Origin of the sequence: Gracilibacillus suaedae (genome assembly GCF_017599345.1) — a bacterium.
Lineage (GTDB): Bacteria > Bacillota > Bacilli > Bacillales > Amphibacillaceae > Gracilibacillus > Gracilibacillus suaedae.
The window spans coordinates 1-16,890 of sequence record NZ_JAGFVL010000019.1 but is presented as its reverse complement, the minus strand read 5'-3'; the positions used below and the strand labels follow the sequence as shown (position 1 = coordinate 16,890).

Annotated in this window: 15 protein-coding genes; 6 read left to right on the top strand and 9 right to left on the bottom strand. The window is 36.4% G+C overall.

Features of this window, described 5'->3' with window-relative positions; all coding sequences use genetic code 11:
• The first annotated feature begins 73 nt into the window (after positions 1-73).
• Positions 74-1,786, top strand: coding sequence for a DNA-binding protein (locus tag J5J03_RS04120; RefSeq protein WP_208586321.1), 1,713 nt, complete (start codon positions 74-76; stop codon positions 1,784-1,786).
• 325 nt (positions 1,787-2,111) lie between these two features.
• Here J5J03_RS04120 and J5J03_RS04115 read toward each other — a convergent pair whose 3' ends face one another.
• Positions 2,112-3,347: an MFS transporter gene (locus J5J03_RS04115; protein WP_208586318.1), complete on the bottom strand. Its 1,236-nt coding sequence runs from the start codon at positions 3,345-3,347 to the stop codon at positions 2,112-2,114.
• A gap of 219 nt (positions 3,348-3,566) precedes the next feature.
• On the opposite strand from J5J03_RS04115, the gene J5J03_RS04110 reads away from it, so the two are divergent.
• The 4 genes from J5J03_RS04110 to J5J03_RS04095 all read left to right on the top strand — a co-directional run bounded on the left by J5J03_RS04110 (position 3,567) and on the right by J5J03_RS04095 (position 7,403).
• Positions 3,567-4,217, top strand: a complete 651-nt coding sequence (locus tag J5J03_RS04110) for a helix-turn-helix transcriptional regulator (RefSeq protein WP_208586316.1) — start codon at positions 3,567-3,569, stop codon at positions 4,215-4,217.
• Position 4,218: 1 nt separating this feature from the next.
• Positions 4,219-5,028, top strand: a complete 810-nt coding sequence (locus J5J03_RS04105; RefSeq protein WP_208586314.1) for a pyruvate, water dikinase regulatory protein — start codon at positions 4,219-4,221, stop codon at positions 5,026-5,028.
• A 460-nt stretch (positions 5,029-5,488) separates the two neighbouring features.
• Positions 5,489-6,457, top strand: a complete 969-nt coding sequence (locus J5J03_RS04100) for a 2-hydroxyacid dehydrogenase (RefSeq protein ID WP_208586312.1) — start codon at positions 5,489-5,491, stop codon at positions 6,455-6,457.
• 16 nt (positions 6,458-6,473) lie between these two features.
• The gene (locus J5J03_RS04095) at positions 6,474-7,403 is read left to right on the top strand and encodes an aldo/keto reductase (protein ID WP_208586310.1); all 930 of its coding nucleotides are present in this window, start codon (positions 6,474-6,476) and stop codon (positions 7,401-7,403) included.
• A 94-nt stretch (positions 7,404-7,497) separates the two neighbouring features.
• On the opposite strand, the gene J5J03_RS04090 is transcribed toward J5J03_RS04095, so the two are convergent.
• Genes J5J03_RS04090 through J5J03_RS04075 form a run of 4 tightly spaced genes read right to left on the bottom strand, consistent with a single transcriptional unit; the run spans position 7,498 to position 11,791 of the window.
• The gene (locus J5J03_RS04090; RefSeq protein WP_208586308.1) at positions 7,498-8,907 is read right to left on the bottom strand and encodes an ABC transporter substrate-binding protein; all 1,410 of its coding nucleotides are present in this window, start codon (positions 8,905-8,907) and stop codon (positions 7,498-7,500) included.
• 18 nt (positions 8,908-8,925) lie between these two features.
• Entirely contained in the window at positions 8,926-9,738 is an 813-nt protein-coding gene (locus J5J03_RS04085) for a carbohydrate ABC transporter permease (RefSeq protein WP_208586306.1), read from the bottom strand.
• Entirely contained in the window at positions 9,735-10,661 is a 927-nt protein-coding gene (locus J5J03_RS04080) for a carbohydrate ABC transporter permease (RefSeq protein WP_208586304.1), read from the bottom strand. Before J5J03_RS04080 ends, J5J03_RS04085 begins: the two co-directional genes overlap by 4 nt.
• Positions 10,658-11,791 carry an ABC transporter ATP-binding protein gene (locus J5J03_RS04075; protein WP_208586302.1) on the bottom strand — a complete coding sequence of 378 codons (1,134 nt, stop codon included), beginning with the start codon at positions 11,789-11,791 and terminating at the stop codon, positions 10,658-10,660. Before J5J03_RS04075 ends, J5J03_RS04080 begins: the two co-directional genes overlap by 4 nt.
• 231 nt (positions 11,792-12,022) lie before the next feature.
• On the opposite strand from J5J03_RS04075, the gene J5J03_RS04070 reads away from it, so the two are divergent.
• Positions 12,023-12,250, top strand: a complete 228-nt coding sequence (locus J5J03_RS04070) for a hypothetical protein (protein WP_208586300.1) — start codon at positions 12,023-12,025, stop codon at positions 12,248-12,250.
• Positions 12,251-12,302: 52 nt separating this feature from the next.
• On the opposite strand, the gene J5J03_RS04065 is transcribed toward J5J03_RS04070, so the two are convergent.
• The 4 genes from J5J03_RS04065 to J5J03_RS04050 form a co-directional block, all read right to left on the bottom strand.
• Positions 12,303-13,748, bottom strand: a complete 1,446-nt coding sequence (locus tag J5J03_RS04065) for a NarK family nitrate/nitrite MFS transporter (protein ID WP_208586297.1) — start codon at positions 13,746-13,748, stop codon at positions 12,303-12,305.
• A gap of 128 nt (positions 13,749-13,876) precedes the next feature.
• Entirely contained in the window at positions 13,877-15,319 is a 1,443-nt protein-coding gene (locus J5J03_RS04060; protein ID WP_208586295.1) for an MFS transporter, read from the bottom strand.
• Positions 15,320-15,698: 379 nt separating this feature from the next.
• Positions 15,699-16,574 (bottom strand): IS3 family transposase, encoded by an 876-nt coding sequence (locus J5J03_RS04055; protein WP_208585884.1) that lies wholly within the window; start codon positions 16,572-16,574, stop codon positions 15,699-15,701.
• The coding region (locus J5J03_RS04050; protein WP_208586293.1) for a transposase at positions 16,571-16,890 on the bottom strand (320 nt) is incomplete at its 5' end. The genes J5J03_RS04055 and J5J03_RS04050, both read right to left, overlap by 4 nt.

Here is a 16,890-nt window from a genome sequence, read left to right as displayed (position 1 = left end):
TTATAATAAAAAATTTGAAACTTTCCCTTCTTTCGTTCGTATTAATTAATAGTAACAAGAGGAGGAATTTAGAATGATAGGTGTGTTAATTGCAACTGTTATTGCAATGCTTTTATATGTAGTAGGCTTGATCATTACCGTAAGTATTTCTTCTATAAATGCTTCACGGATTATGAAACATGGTCTGATTATTTTCGTAATTGGTTATGTGATTACAGGTGCCATTTTCTATTTTATGATGCCGGCGATTACTGTACCAAACATGTTGATCGCTAATTTAATCGTAGCAGTAGTGTTATTGCCATTATTATTATATGTGATTCAATCAGGAGAAAAAATAGAAACAAAGGTATTAAGTCCTCTTATTATCTTTTTTGGAGTTGGGTTAATAGGGGTAATTGTTGTAATTATCTTAGGATTTACGACACTAGATGAAGCACATCAAAGTATTACCGTTCAAGAAGAAGAAGAGGCAAAACCGTTAACTAAAGATGAAACACCAATCACAGTAGCACCAGAATTTGCGCGAAATAAAATCCAGAAAGCAATGAGTGTTGTACCGAATCCGCAATTTTATGATCTAGGAAAGCTTCAAGTTCAAAAAGTTAATGAAGAGATTGTTTATGTGGCACCTGTGGAATTTGCAGGCTTTTGGAAGTATCTTAGAGGAAAAGAAACAGCAGGTTATTTTACAATTTCAGCAACGAATGTAAATGCCCAACCAGCGTTTCAAGATAGTTCCATGCAATATACAAACTCAAGTTACTTCAATAAATATGTCCAACGGGTCATATATAATAAGTATCCACATTATATTCAGAGTGGTGAAGCACAGATTGAGGTAGATGATGATGGAAAACCTTGGTATGTGCAAACCGTATATCGCCCGATGCATGTAACGAACAAACCGAATTTGGAAGAATTGAAAGTAGTGGTGATCGATCCTACTTCTGGGGATATGCAGATGTTTGATACAAATGAAGCACCAGACTTTATAGAAGGCTCTGTTAGCTCGGAAATCGCTACTTTAGAGAATAATTACTTTGGTAAATATATTCATGGCTGGTTAAATAGTGTATTTGGTAAAAGAGATGTTAAGATTCCGAATGAATCTGGTTCAGAATCTGGAGTAACACCTATATTTGATGAGAATGGTGACATGTTCTACTTTACTGATATGACATCACCGAAGGAAAATATCGATTCAGCTTTAGGCTATACGTTAGTAGATGCCAGAACGGGAGAGCTCATCTATTATGGTGGGGAAAAGAACAATGGAATTATGGACAGCGAAGGTGCGAAACAAATAGTGAATAAAGAATTTCCTGAGAAAAAATGGGAAGGCTATATGCCAGTTCTTTATAATGTTGATGGTAACCCGACATGGGTGGTCAACGTCTTAGATCCAAATGGATTGCATAAGCAATACGCTTATATTAAGGCGAATGATTCTGATTTTGTTGTCTTTGGTGATACTGCCAATGAAACACTAGATGCCTATCGAATGGCCTTGTTACAAGCTCCTGGCAATGTTGGCGCAACAGATGAAACTGCCACAGAGCGAGTAACAGGTGAAGTGGATCGCGTATTAGTTACATCATCTGAACAAGGACAAATCGTACAATTTTTATTAACAGACGATACGACCATTTATACAGTAAATGCGAGTAAAGCACCACTAGCCATTTTCTTGGAAAAAGGCGACAACATTGAAGCTGAAGTTCAAATACTAGACAATGGAACAGCAACAGTCGAAGAATTAGTAATTAATGAGTTAACTCAATAATAAAAAACAATTGCTATCAAGCAATAGCAATGTAAAGAATTCTTTAAAAAAGACTATGCAAGAAAGGTGACTCCTGTGCTATACAGGGGTCACCTTTTTTATGTCATCAAAACTCTTTACCTTTGAATTCAACTGGTTGCAAAGGAGTGCTATTTTGCAATATTTATATGGGCGCAACAGTACTTTTTCTACCTTTATGAGCTAATACTGTTGGTAAGATTAGAAGATATTCCGGGAAACAACACCGTCTATCTCACCTGCAGTAAACAAGCTCTCAACAAGTAGTCTGAATCCTTAAAGAAACAGATCTCATGAAAAAACCACTTTATAAGACATTTCCTTCTTTTTTCAATCTTCTATATATCTCTATCGTTGCAAGTCCACATAGTATCGCAGTCATAGCGATAAAGATATAGCCTGCTTGCATTCCAATTTTGTTACTCTCTGCAAATGTAGTACCGAAAGAGAGAATTGTTACCCATTCGATAATATATCCAATGATTAAATTGGTTATAACACCACCGATTCCAATAAGAACAACTGTAAACGTAATAGCTGTATCAGTTCCTTTTGTATATTTTCTTGCTAAGAGTGCCATCATTGTTGGATAAATAGGACCAATTCCAAAGCCAGCAATTGCAAAGAGAATAGCAAGACTATCTCCAGTAAAAATAGGGATTAAACTTAGCACACCTGCCAAAAATGAAAAAACAATAATCGATATCGCATAACCAAATTTATCGGTTACAGGGCCGAGTAAAAGTCTTGCTAACATAAAGGAAAAGAAGAAAACGGATAACATGCCTGAAGCATCTGCAATTGTCCATTCACTAACTTTGACTAAATAGTTGACAAGCCATGCTGCGATCCCTAATTCAGCTGTAACTCCCATTGTTAATGCAAATACAATCAACCAAGCGATAGGATCTTTCGTTAATTTTTTGATAGATGTTCGGTCTTCTTCATCATCACCTTCCTCTTTGGGAAAACGACTTAACACAACTGGAATAATGGGTAAAACTGATAAGGAAAGCATGATTAAATACATACCTCGCCATCCGATAACAGTGGCATTGATTTCCCACCCCATCATTTGTGCAGCAACAATTGGTGCAACTGTTGATCCAAGTCCGTAAAAGAAATGCGATAAATTCAGCATTGTTCCAGTATGTTTGGTAAATAATCGAGCAGCAATGATCGCAAGACTAATTTCAAGCATACCATTTCCGATATATAGTAAGAAATAAGCACCTACTAAAGAAGCGAAATTAGTAGAAAAATAGATAAACAGTCCAGAAATCGCCATTAATGCAAAGGTTAATATACTTGTAGTTTTCGCTCCGATTTTTGAAATCAGCCAAGAAGTATATGTACAGGCAAGTAAAAAACCAAAAGCGTTGATTGCTAATAAAGCACCCAATGTTCCATCAGATAATGATAATTCCTGTTGCATTTCAGGAATTGCCGGTCCTTTTATGTTTTCCGACACACCAAAAATTAAAAAACCTCCGAAAATAACAAAAAGTAATAGGTGAAAATTAGTTTTTTTATTTAACTGCATTTAGATATATCCCCTTATGTAAGCGTTAAAATAAATCTTACAATAAAAAATGTGATTTGTAATCTATTATGAATTGTGTGATTGGTTTCCTGATAGAATAGGTTTACAGATAATTAATGATTTATTAATATAACATTTTCCATCTATCAAGTGAAAATATGTTATGATGACCATATAATCATTGCGTTAGTTATGGTTTTAAGAATCAGGAGGAAGATTATGATCGACTTTACTATGAGACAAAAAGAAATAATGAATATTCTTGCAAAACATGAGCCTATAACTGCAGAACAAATTGCTGAAATGCTTGGTGTAAGTAAAGGCACACTTCGTTCTGATTTAGCTGTGCTAGTGATGACAGGTCATATTGAAGCAAAACCGAAAGTAGGCTATTTTCTATCCAATAATTTCAATCAGTCGAATCAGCAAGATGTTTGGAAACAGACGCTTGTAAAAGATATTCAAGGTGTTGCCGTTACAGTACAAGGGACTACCACGGTAAATGATGCAGTGATATCCCTGTTTTTAGAGGATGTTGGTTCATTAATTGTTGTCGATGAAAATAACAACTTGGAAGGAATCGTATCTCGGAAGGACCTATTAAAAGTAACCTTAGGTAACCCTCAAGCTGCATCGATGCCTGTACAACTTGTAATGACTAGGCAGCCGAAAGTCTATTCGATTGAACCAGATGAAAGTGTTTATGATGCAGCAAAAATGATGGTGTATTATGAAGTAGATAGTTTACCAGTGGTGAAAATAACAGATAATAGCCAAGTTAGAAAGGTAATTGGTAGGATTACTAAAACGAATATTGTAAAAGCATTAACTGATATGGGATCTGAAGCACAGCATAAAGGGGAGTCTTAAAATGCGAGATAATCAGTCGTTTATTTTTGTGTGTTCTGATGCAGTTGGGGAAACTGCAGAAGCGGTGGTAAGAGCAACAGTTAGACAATTTACTAGTAGAGATGTGCAATTAAAAAGATACAGTCATATCCAAACAGAAGAAGAAATTGAAGCAATTGTTCAAGAAGTAAGGTCAAACGATAGTTTTATTGCATATACACTCGTTCAACCTGAGTTGAGAGCTAAAATGCAACAAGATGCCATTCGTTATGATATACGAGCAGTTGATGTAATGGGTCCCATGATGCAAGCGTACATTGACACCTTCAATGGTAATCCGAAACCAGAACCCGGCCAGCGTCAAGTGTTAGATGAAGAGTATTTTAAAAGAATAGAAGCAGTAGAATTCGCGGTCAAATATGATGATGGAAAAGATGTAAAGGGTTTATTACTAGCTGATGTAGTATTAATTGGAGTTTCAAGAACTTCTAAAACACCATTAAGCATATTTCTAGCACATAAAGGAATTAAAACAGCCAACCTTCCTATTTTACCAGATATGGAAGCACCAGAAGAGTTATTTCAACCAGCAGATCGCATGATTGTCGGGTTGACCATTGATCCAGATCACTTATTAAAAATCAGATCTGAAAGACTAAAAACGTTAGGATTACCTGCACAGTCCAAGTATGCTTCCATGGATCAAATTAAGCGAGAATTAAAAACTGCTAATGAGTTGATGAAAAAACTAGATTGTCCTGTCATTAACGTTTCTGATAAATCAATTGAAGAAACAGCAGGTGTCATCATGAAAATGCGTGCGGAAGGCTAAAGAGGTATATATAGATAAGCACCATGCATACTTGGAAGAATAGTTTATGCAAAATACATCACCTGTTAAGTAAAGTGATCCCCGGGTGAATATGAGATGCGGACATTTGTTCCGTTATATGTAACAAAAGTGCTGTTTTTAGAGTGGTCGCGGACATCTATTCCGCTATTCATCGAAAATAGAGCTCATTTAAGCCAAAATAAACCAAATAAGGGATTCAATGTCCGCTAACATCGAAAAACGGGTGATTTTTAGTCAAATAACGTACACAATGTCCGCTCAATAAATGTTTGCACCAAAACAAATTTTCACGAGTTCGTAGTAGTATATATCTATTTTGAATATGCGACAGGTAGGACCGGGCGAGAAGTTTGCCTGGTTTTGTTTATATGCGCATTTTTCGATTATTCAAACAGTTCGTGATATTATAAGATTAACCTGGTAAATTAAGGAGGTACATATGCGAAAAAGAGTATTAGTTACCGAACCAATTCCCAATACAGTAAAGAATTATCTACAAGAACATGTAGAATTAACAACATGGGATAGTATAGAACAAATGCCCAGAGAAGAACTATTAAATACGATTGGCAGTTTTCATGGATTGATCACAGCGAAAGACCGCATTGATGATGAGTTACTAGTACAAGCAGGTCAACTGGAAGTTGTGAGTAATATTTCTGTTGGTTATGACAATTTTGATGTGGATGCGTTAAAGCGTTCAGAAATCATAGCGACACACACACCATATGTATTAGATGAAACAGTGGCAGACCTTATTTTTGGTTTAATTCTTAGCAGTGCAAGAAGAATTACCGAATTAGATCAATATGTCAAGCAAGGTAAATGGGACAAAGCAGTCGATGACCCATTATTTGGTCACAATGTCCATCATAAGAAACTAGGTATTATAGGAATGGGCAGAATTGGAGAGAAAGTAGCTAGAAGAGCAAAACTAGGCTTTGAAATGGAGGTTACATACTATAACCGATCTCGTAAAGATAAAGTGGAAAAAGAGTTAGAGGTAATATATCAAGATCTGGATCTTTTGTTGCGAGAGTCTGATTTTATATTACTGATGACTCCATTAACAAAAGAAACATTGCATTTAATTAATGCAGATGCATTTGAAAAAATGAAAGACTCTAGCTTCTTTATTAATGCATCAAGAGGTAAAGTAGTCGATGAAACAGCGCTAATTAAAGCTTTAGAAGAAAAGAAAATTGCTGGAGCAGGGCTGGATGTGTTTGAACAAGAACCTGTAGATCCGAATAATCCATTGCTTAAAATGGACAATGTCGTTACATTGCCACATATAGGCTCAGCTACTACAGAAACACGGGAAGAAATGAAATTTTTCGCAGCCAAAAATATGCTGCAAGGACTAAATGGTGAACAACCTGAAGCTGTAATTAAAGAATTACAATAATCATGGAGGGTTTACAATGGCGAATGTGCAGTTGGGTAAAACAGATTTAACTATTAATCCAATCGGTTTAGGAACAAATGCAGTTGGTGGACATAATTTGTATCCTAATTTAAATGAAGAGACGGGAAAAGACTTAATACGTACGGCAATGAATGAAGGGATCAATTTTTTAGATACTGCCTATATATATGGACCAGGAAGATCTGAAGAGTTGATAGGTGAAGTGTTAACTGAAACCGGGAAAAGAAAGGAAATGATCATTGCGACAAAAGGTGCTCATCGCCCAAAAGATAATGATATGATTATAGACAATTCACCAGCTTTTCTAAAGCAGACGGTAGAAGAGAGTCTGAACCGGTTACAGACAGATTATATTGATTTGTTTTATATTCATTTTCCTGATGAGGAAACACCTAAAGATGAATCGATTGGCGCGTTATTTGATTTAAAAGAGCAAGGTAAAATAAGATCAATCGGTGTATCGAATTTTTCACTAGAACAGCTAAAAGAAGCTAATAAAGATGGATATGTTGATGTCTTCCAAGGGGAATATAACCTAATTAACCGTCAGGCAGAAGAAGAACTTTTCCCTTATTTGAAGGAACATGGAATTTCATTTGTCCCTTATTTTCCGCTCGCTGCCGGTTTATTAGCAGGTAAATATAAAAAAGGTGATCAGTTCCAAGATTTACGTCAAAATATGGAGCATTTTAAAGGTGAGCGGTTTGAACGAGAGCTAGATCGTTTGGAAGAAGTAAAACAAATCGCAGCTGCCAAAGGGGAAGATACTGCTCATGTGGTGCTAGCTTGGTATTTAAAAAATCCAGTCATTGATGCGATCATTCCAGGTGCTAAACGACCAAGTCAAGTTTCCGATAATTTGAAAACACTAGATGTTCAGTTAACAGACGAGGAATATAATAAAATAGATCAAATTTATCGTTAAGCTGCATGAAAAATAAATGAAATTGAAGTAATAAAACCCGTTTCACTATAGTGAAACGGGTTTTAAACTATTTAAGAGGTATTTTGTTTTTAGCTTATTCATTTGCACGGTTCGCTTGTTCCATTACACGATTCGTTTCTTCTACAGCCTGATCTAAAGCTTCTTGTGGATCAGTGCCTTGTAATACATTTTCCATGGCAGTTACGACTTGTTGTCTAGCTTCAGGGAAAACGGAAATTAAAGCACCTTGTGTTGCATACGAAGGTTTTGTTTCTTGTAATTGCTCAACTGTAACTTTCAGTTGCGGAACTTCTTCCCATCTTTCTTGTACCATTTCTTCATCATATGCAGCAGGGTTAATAGAAAAGTAGCCTGTATCAATGTGCCATTTTGCTTGGCTTTCTGGTGACTGTAAGTATTTCATAAACTCCCATGCTGCTTGTTGTTTTGCTTCATCAATTCCATTTGACATCCACAAAGAGGCGCCACCGATAATAACACCATTACGTTCAGCTTCTTCAGAATATGGAATATAGGCAACACCTACTTCAAACGGTGCATTTTCCACTGTGCCAGCAACACCTGCTGAAGAGTCTAAGTACATAGCAGTATTTTCAGTTTGGAAAGCTGCACGGATATCATCCCAATTAGATCCAAAGTTACCGTATGTACCAGCTTGATTCATTTCATCGATTAATTGGAATACACGTAATCCTTCTTCGCCATTGAATACTGCTTCCGTTGCTTCGTCACTACGACCATTATCATTGTTTACAAATAATCCGCCTTGAGTAGCGATTAATTCCTCAATAAACCAGCCATAGTTTAAAATGGAGAAACCATATCTTTCGGTGTTATCACCGTCTTTAACTGTCAGTTGCTCAGCTGCTTCTTTGATTTCTTCAAAGGTTTGCGGTGGATCTTCAGGATCTAAACCAGCTTCTTCAAATGCATCTTTATTATATAACATGACTGGAGTAGAAGAGTTAAAAGGCATCGAATATAGTTGATCATCGACGGTGTAGTAATTCAAAATGTTTTCTTCTAGCTGATTAATATCATAACCTTCTTCATCAATAAAAGATTGCACTGGTTCAATAAAACCACTATCAATCATATATTTAGTACCGACTTCAAAGGTCTGGATTATTGCCGGGGCATCTTCTGTTCCACCAACACTGCGGAATTTGGTCAATGCTTCTTCATAAGAGCCTTGAAATTCTGGGATAATCGTATATTGGTCTTGAGATTGATTGAAATTATCGACAATTGCTTCAATTGACTCTTGTCCGCTACCAGACATCGCATGCCAAAAAACAGCTTCTACTTTTTCGTCCATTGCTTCTTCTTCATTTGTCTCTTCATTTTCGGTGCTTTCGTCAGCTTGTTGCTCTTCATCGGCAGTATCTTCCTCAGGTTCTTCTCCTTCTGCATCATTAGAGCATGCAGTGATAAATATTAGTAAACTTAACGTTAAAAAAAACAATAGTAATAACTTTTTCATTTGAATAATTCCCCCTTATTATTTAAGTGCACCTTGGGCAAGCCCTTTTTGCAATTGCTTTTGTCCTAAAAATAACAAGATTAAAGTTGGAATAATGACGATAATTACTCCTGCCATAACCACCCCCCATTCTGATGCCATTTCCTGTGTTTGTAATTGCTTTAAACCAATTTGAACGGTTCTTACTTGATCATTGTTCGTCACAAGTAGTGGCCATAAATACATATTCCAAGTTGTCAAGAATCCATAAGCTCCCAATGTTACAAAAGATGTACGGCAGTATGGAATGACAACTTTCCAGAAAAATTTAAAAGAGCGTAATCCAGCGATATCGCTTGCTTCTTTTAGTTCTTTAGGTATCGTAAGGAAGTGTTGTCTTAAAAGGAACGTTCCGAACGCAATAGCAAAGAAAGGTATCGTTAAACTTTGGTAATTATTAATCCAGTCTAGTTGCTGAATCGTGAGGAAGTTGGGAATCATGGTAGCTTCCCATGGAATCATCATCGTAGAGATAAAGATAAAAAAGACAATGTTTCTACCTTTAAAAGGAATGAAAACAAAGGCATAAGCAGCTAACGCACTTACTATTAATTGTCCTAGCATCACGACAGTTGAAACAAAAAAGCTATTCCATAAATAGTGGGCTAGGGGTAATCGTTCGAAAGCCTTCTGATAATTTTCTAGATGAAAGCTTTCCGGTATGAACTTTCCTTGTAATAGTTCCGCACCACTCATAAAGCTGATCAAGAACGCATATACTACCGGAAAAAAGACGATTACAGCTGTCATAATTAACAGCAGATATGTAATGGTAGGGCGAAGTATTTTCATTGATAGTGCACCTTCCTTTCTCCAAATTTGAATTGTAAAATAGTTACAATTAAAATACATATAAAAAGAAAGATTGATTGTGCACTTGCTGTTCCAAACTGGTAATTAACAAAGGCTTCACGATAGATAGAATAAACGATCAAATTAGTAGATTCAGATGGACCACCTTGTGTTAGAATGTCAACTTGACCAAACGTTTGGAACGCATTAATCAATGAAACTGTAATAACAAAAAATAAAGTAGGTGATAACATAGGAATCGTAATTCTCCTCAGTTGGTAAAAATAACTTGCACCTGAAATTCTGGCGCTTTCATAAAGATGATCATCGATATTTTGTAAACCTCCTAATATAATGAGAAAAGAAAAACCAATATTCATCCAAATTGTTGTGACAGAAACAGATACTAAAGCCCAGTTTGGATGTAGCAACCAATCGATTGAAGTTCCACCTATGGAAGTAATGAGCTGGTTTAAAATCCCCATACTTGGGTGGAATATAAATAGCCACACTACAGCAGAAGCTGCGACAGATATACCCATTGTCGAGGAATAAATGGTTCGAAAAATGCCGACACCTTTAATTTTTTCATTTGCAAGTAAAGCCAAGAATAACGAAATAATAACACCAGTCGGTACGGTGTAAAGAACAAACAAAATAGTTGCTTTAATACTTTTATGGAAACTCTCCGCTTGAAGAATATATTGATAATTCTCTAAGCCAACAAAAACATTTGCATTTCCTTGCTGATCAGTTAAAAAGAAACTTAAGTATAATGTTTTGCCGAGTGGATAAAATAAAAAGACACTAAAAAGAATAATAGATGGTAATAAATATAAGATGGCTGACCTCCAATATATAAATCTCCACTTTGTATCTATTTTAGTGACGGATTTCTCTTGTAATTCTGCTGTGCTTTTCATATAATTCCCTCACGCACGTTCTGATGTTGAATATTTTGGGGACCTTGAAGTAATTTTTCTGTTTTCCCATCATAGATACAAAGTGAATCAGGATCAAGTGTCAATCTCATTGTCTGACCAACTCGAATATCCCATTGTCCATACCACTTGGCATACCAAACCGACTTATCGTTCCATTTGAATTTCAGCAAGGTTTCCGTCCCTAATATTTCTACATGATCGATGGTTACTTCAAAAGTCAGATCCAGGTTAGATGATTCTTCTTGAAACTTTATGTTCTCAGGACGAATACCAACAAGGACTTGGTCACTGTTTCCATCGTTCACAATTAAGCGATCAACAGGTATCGAGATTCCGTCCCTAATTGTTATTTTAGAAGAACTCTTATCTACCAATCCAGTTGTCAAATTCATCGGCGGTGAACCAATAAATTTTGCCACAAATGGATTCGCTGGTGTGTTATAAACGTCGATAGGTTTTCCTACTTGTTGAATCACGCCTTCATTTAATACCATAATGCGATCGCCCATTGTCATTGCTTCCACCTGATCATGTGTAACATAAATTAAGGTAATACCTAGTTTTCTCTGCAATTCACGAATTTCTGAACGCATATGTGCTCTTAATTTGGCATCTAAATTAGATAAAGGTTCATCCATCAAACAAATAGGGGAGTTAGTAATAATAGCTCTCGCTAAAGCAACGCGTTGTCTTTGACCACCTGATAAATGACGGGGCTTTCTTTTTAAATAATCTGTTAAACCTAGCATTGTCGCAATTTCATAACACTTTTCTTTCTTTTCTTTTTTGCGCATTTTTTTTACATCAAGACCAAAAGTAATGTTATCTTCAACAGTCATATGAGGATATAGCGCATAATTTTGAAAAACCATGGATAGTTCACGTTTACTGGGTGGGAGATGATCAGCTGTTTTGCCATCAATTAATAACGAACCCGAAGTAATGTCTTCTAATCCCGCTATCATTCGTAACAGTGTACTTTTTCCGCATCCTGAAGGTCCAACAAGTACAAAGAACTCTCCAGGTTCAATGATTACGCTGACATTTTTGACAACAAGTTGTTCCTTGTCGTAGCTTTTATCGACTTGTTTTAGTTCGACAGAATACATAATAGATTCTCCTTTAATAGATTAGCTTGTATGTCATTACCGATTATAGAGAAGTTTTATGAACGGGGTATTAATATAGTGTAAAAATATATATACAAAAATTAACAAATTTCATCATTAATTAATAAGAATCGAGGAAAAATACTTCCATAATAGACAGAATATTGTATGATAGTATTGGTGAAGAAAATTATAGATGAAATATGTTTATTGTTGTAATGAGGTGTAAATGTGGACATTATAAGAGAAGTAATGGCTTTGCCTGTAGATAATTTTTTAGGAATGCTGATATATGCTGTGATTTTTATGTTTGTGGCAGGGCTTGTGTTTAGTTTAGCGTTAAAATTTATTCCCAATCGTTTACCATATGCCGTGAAAAGTTTAATCATTTTTATCGCTATTATTATTAGTTTAATTATTTGGTGGCAAATGATTGTGGAACCAGGGTTGAACCTATGATAAATAGCCAGCTACTATAGCTGGCTATTACTAGTTTTGCACTTAATGACGTTTAAAAAGATACAACATTTTCTGTTTTTGGTTTCTTTGCCTTTTCAGTTACCTCTTCCGTGTCTGGTTCCTCAAGGAAGAACATGCATAGGAAACAAACAACAGCTGATAGACCAATCAAGATAAAGAATACGGAAGGACTGACCATTGTAAAGATTGTAAGAAAAATAACAGATCCGATATTACCGTATGCACCGACCATCCCAGAAATTTGACCAGTAACCGGTTTTTTTATCATCGGAACCATAGCATATACTGCACCTTCACCAGCTTGCACAAAGAAAGAACAGCACATGGTAATGATAACAGCTAACCAGATTGGCCAGCTAGACCCGATTAGTGCCATACCGATGTAACCAAAAGCTAATCCAGCCGTAAAAATCATGAGAGTTTTTTTACGGCCAAATTTATCGCTAAGCAACCCTCCACTAGGTCTAGACATCAAATTCATAAAAGCAAAACTGCTGGCAATTAGTCCAGCTTGAGCTACTCCGAGTGAGAAAGTTTCTTCAAAAAACTGGGGCAGCATCGATACAACAGCCAACTCGGATCCGAAAGTACAAAAGTAAGCAAAATTTAAAATAGCAACTTGTTTGAAAGAATACTTTTCCTTTTCAGGTACACCTTTTCGAAGGTGGTCTTTATTTACATTCCAAATCTTTTGTAAATTATATAAAAATAAGGCGATTAACATAACCAATATGATAACGAAAACATAAAAACTGATAAAATTTAAATTCCATAACCGGAAGCTCTGAAAGATAAGGATTCCAAAGACGGGGATACTCATCAGCATTAATCCTATTAAATCACGATAACTGGTAACTTCCAGTGCCCCACTTTTCTTAGGTTTTTTATAAGTAACTCCTTCCGGTGTATCCTTAACTAATCGCAAGAAAATAATTCCATAAATCAAACTGATAATTCCGGTTAAACCAACTGCATAACGCCATCCATCTTCTCCTCCAAAAAGGATTGCTAGTGTTGGAAGTGTCATGGCAGCTGCAGCAGAACCAAAATTCCCCCAGCCACCATAAACGCCTTCAGCAAAGCCGACATTTTTTTCGGTGAACCATTCCGATACTAATCGAATTCCTATTACAAATCCAGCACCTATAAGTGCTAGGAAGATACGGGAAATCATCAATTGTGTAAACGAGTTGGATAAAGCAAAAGTGAAACAAGGAATACTTAATATAATTAACAAGCCGGAATATACTCTTCTTGGTCCAAATCTATCTACTAGCATTCCGATTAATACCCGGGCAGGAATGGTCAATGTCACGTTTGCAACTGCAAGTAAAGCAACCTCGTCATTTGATAATCCAAATTGACTTTTTAACGTTGTCATAAATGGAGCCATGTTAAACCATACAACAAACGTAATAAAAAAAGCTAAGGTAGTAAATCCTAGTGTTCTAATATTTCCTTGATAACCTGAATTCATTCCATAAACCTCCTGTAGTGATGTTATGTATTCATTATAGGAGGTTAGCGATAATAAACAATTAAGTGGTAAAATTCTCTAACAAGGAAAAAAAATACACCACCATTTGTTGTCAAATGGTGGTTCTTTTAGATTGCTTTCTCTTTTAATTTAGTTCTTTGCAACGCTTGCTTCGACTGGTTAACATTCAGTTGAGTTGTTGCCAAGAAACATAATAATAACATAATAGATATAGCTATAAAAAAGGTAACAGGAAAAAATAAGTTTAACACTGCTAGAAAACAGAGGGAGCCAATATTGCCGTAAGCGCCGACCATTCCAGCTATTTGTCCCGTTCGATTTTTTTTCACGAGCGATACCATTGAGAAAATTGCTCCTGAAGCTGCTTGACTTATTAACGAACAGCATATAGTCAGTAATAGAGCCAGATAAATTGGCCAGCTACTATTAACAAAAGCCATCATCATATATAAAAGAGACAGGCTAGCCAAAAGCAGCAACGTTATTTTTTTTCGCCCAAAACGGTCACTAAGCCAACCACCAGCCGGACGCGCAATCAAGTTTGTAAATGCAAAGCTGCTGGCAATAGCGGCTGCAAAAACTGCATGAATAGTAAATGTGTTTTGGAAGAACATTGGCAGCATCGAAATAATCGCAAGTTCGGATCCAAAAGTTGCAAAATATCCAAAGCTTAAAATGGCTACATTTTTCATCGAAAATCTTTCTTTATCTGGTATTTGATTCTGTAAATAGCTTCGATTTGCCTTCCATCTTTTTACCATATTGAATGCATAGAACAAAACAATAGTACTATAGAGAAGTGTAGCTGTTAAATTAGATAATATACCAGTTTCTTGTAATGTCCATACTAATATCGCCATTCCACCATAAATAGGAATTGTAAGCACAAGTAGTATAATAAAATCGCTATGGCTGGATGCTTTCATAGGGTTGGCAGTTTTAGTATACTGAAAGGTTTTCCAAGCAGGTGTATTTTTTGCTTTGAAAAAGAATATAACACCATACAATAATACTAAAACACCTGTTAAACACATAGCGTAACGCCAGCCGTTTTCCCCTCCGAATAGGACTGCCAGTGTTGGCAGAGTCAAGGCAGCAAAAGCAGATCCGAAATTACCCCAGCCAGCATAGATTCCTTGTGCAAAACCTGCTTGTTTTGTTGGGAACCATTCTGTTACCATTCTAATTCCAATTACAAAGCTGGCACCAATTGTTCCTAATATTAGTCTCGAGATGAGTAGTTGCATATACGTGGTGCCAAAAGCAAAAACAAAACAAGGGATACTCATCGTAATAAGTAAAATGGAAAATACATATCGTGGACCATAACGGTCAACTAATCGACCGATTACAATACGTCCGGGAATACTTAAAGCAAGGTTTACAATCATTAATGCACCGATTTCATCACTAGACAGTGCCAATTGTTCCTGAATCGTTGATTGAAAAGGTGCCATATTGAACCAAACCATTACACTTATAAAAAAACCAAGTGTCGAGATTATTAGCATTTGTTTCTGTCCAGCATAGTCATGTTTACGTGTAGTCATCGTATAACTCCTTGTAAATGTAATCTATAATTTGCTAAATTTAGGCCCTATTCACATACTTTGACAACGCTTTTTTCATAAACTGCAAAGTAACGTGGACTCCCAAGTACATCTGGATTGAACGCGGACATTTGTTCCGCTAATTGTGACAAAAATGCCGTTTTTAGTGTGGTTGCGGACATCTTGGACTTCTGTCAAGAAAGTGGACACCTAAATAACGAATACATGTCAGATTACCGTAGCCTTTTCTTCACTTTTCAAATGATAGATGATACCGCGGAGGCATCAAGCCCAAACCACTTGACCCCTCCACGGAATCATCTGGCTAGTCGCTAAGTGATGAAAAGGCAACTTACTGCTTCGATAAGTGCTCTTTCTTTTATGCCGCATGCTGCCTATCGTATTTTTGCTTGAACGCTACCGGAGATATAAAACCAATGGATCCATGTATTCTTTTTCGATTATAGAAAAGCTCTATATAACGATAAATCTCCGCGTAAGCTTGCTCCTTCGTTTGAAATCGTTGACCTCTCATTAATTCTTTTTTGATTAGGCTGAAGAACGATTCTGCACAAGCATTATCATAACAATTTCCTGTACGACTCATGCTTGCCTCCATACCAAATTCTTTCAGTTTGTCCCGGTACTCCGTAGAAGCGTATTGTGTACCACGGTCGGAGTGGTGAAGCAAGCCTTTTTCTGGGTTTCTTAACGTATAAGCATCTTCTAGTGCTTGAAGAACTAATGACGTTTCCATATGTCCATCTAAGCGCCAACCAACTATTTCACGAGTATATAAGTCCAGAATCGCAGCTAAATATAAGCGCCCTTGTCGACAAGGGATATAGGTGATATCAGCTACCCATATCTTGTTTGGTTCTGGTGCTGTAAAGTGTTGATTTAACCTATTAGGTGCTACAGGATCATCATGATTTGAATGCGTTGTAGATACTTTATATGGCTTAGATACACAAGATCGTAAGTTTAGTTCTTTCATGTACACACTAACGGTTCTTTCTGTTACTTGATATCCTTCTTGGACTAATAGCTTTGTGATTTTGGGACTACCATATATACTGTCAGCATCGTAATAATGGTATTTAATTCGTTTCTTTATGGCTTCCCTACGTATTTCTTGTGGACTCGGCTTATGCTTTCTCCATTTGAAATAACCGCTCGTAGACACCTCTAATACTTTACACATCTTCTCCACTGAAAACACCGAGCGATTGTCTTCAATGAATAGAAACTTCATTTTTTTGGTCTGCTGAAGATGTGCACCGCCTTTTTTACGATAGCCAATTCTTCCTCGGTCTCCGCTATTTTCTTGTCTTTTGCCTTTAGTTCCCGTTCTTTTTCCTTTAGTTCTCGCTCCAGTTTCTTTAAACGTTCTTCCACCACCACCGGTTCGTTTTCAAATTCGCGATATTTACTCATCCATTCATGCAGACAACTTAGTGGAACCTTGATATCTTCCGCAATCTCTGTCATGGTTTTCTTTTGCTTTTGCTCTTGCGCAAACTTTACCGTTTCTCTTTTAAACTCTTCACTGTATCTTTGCCGATGTTCTC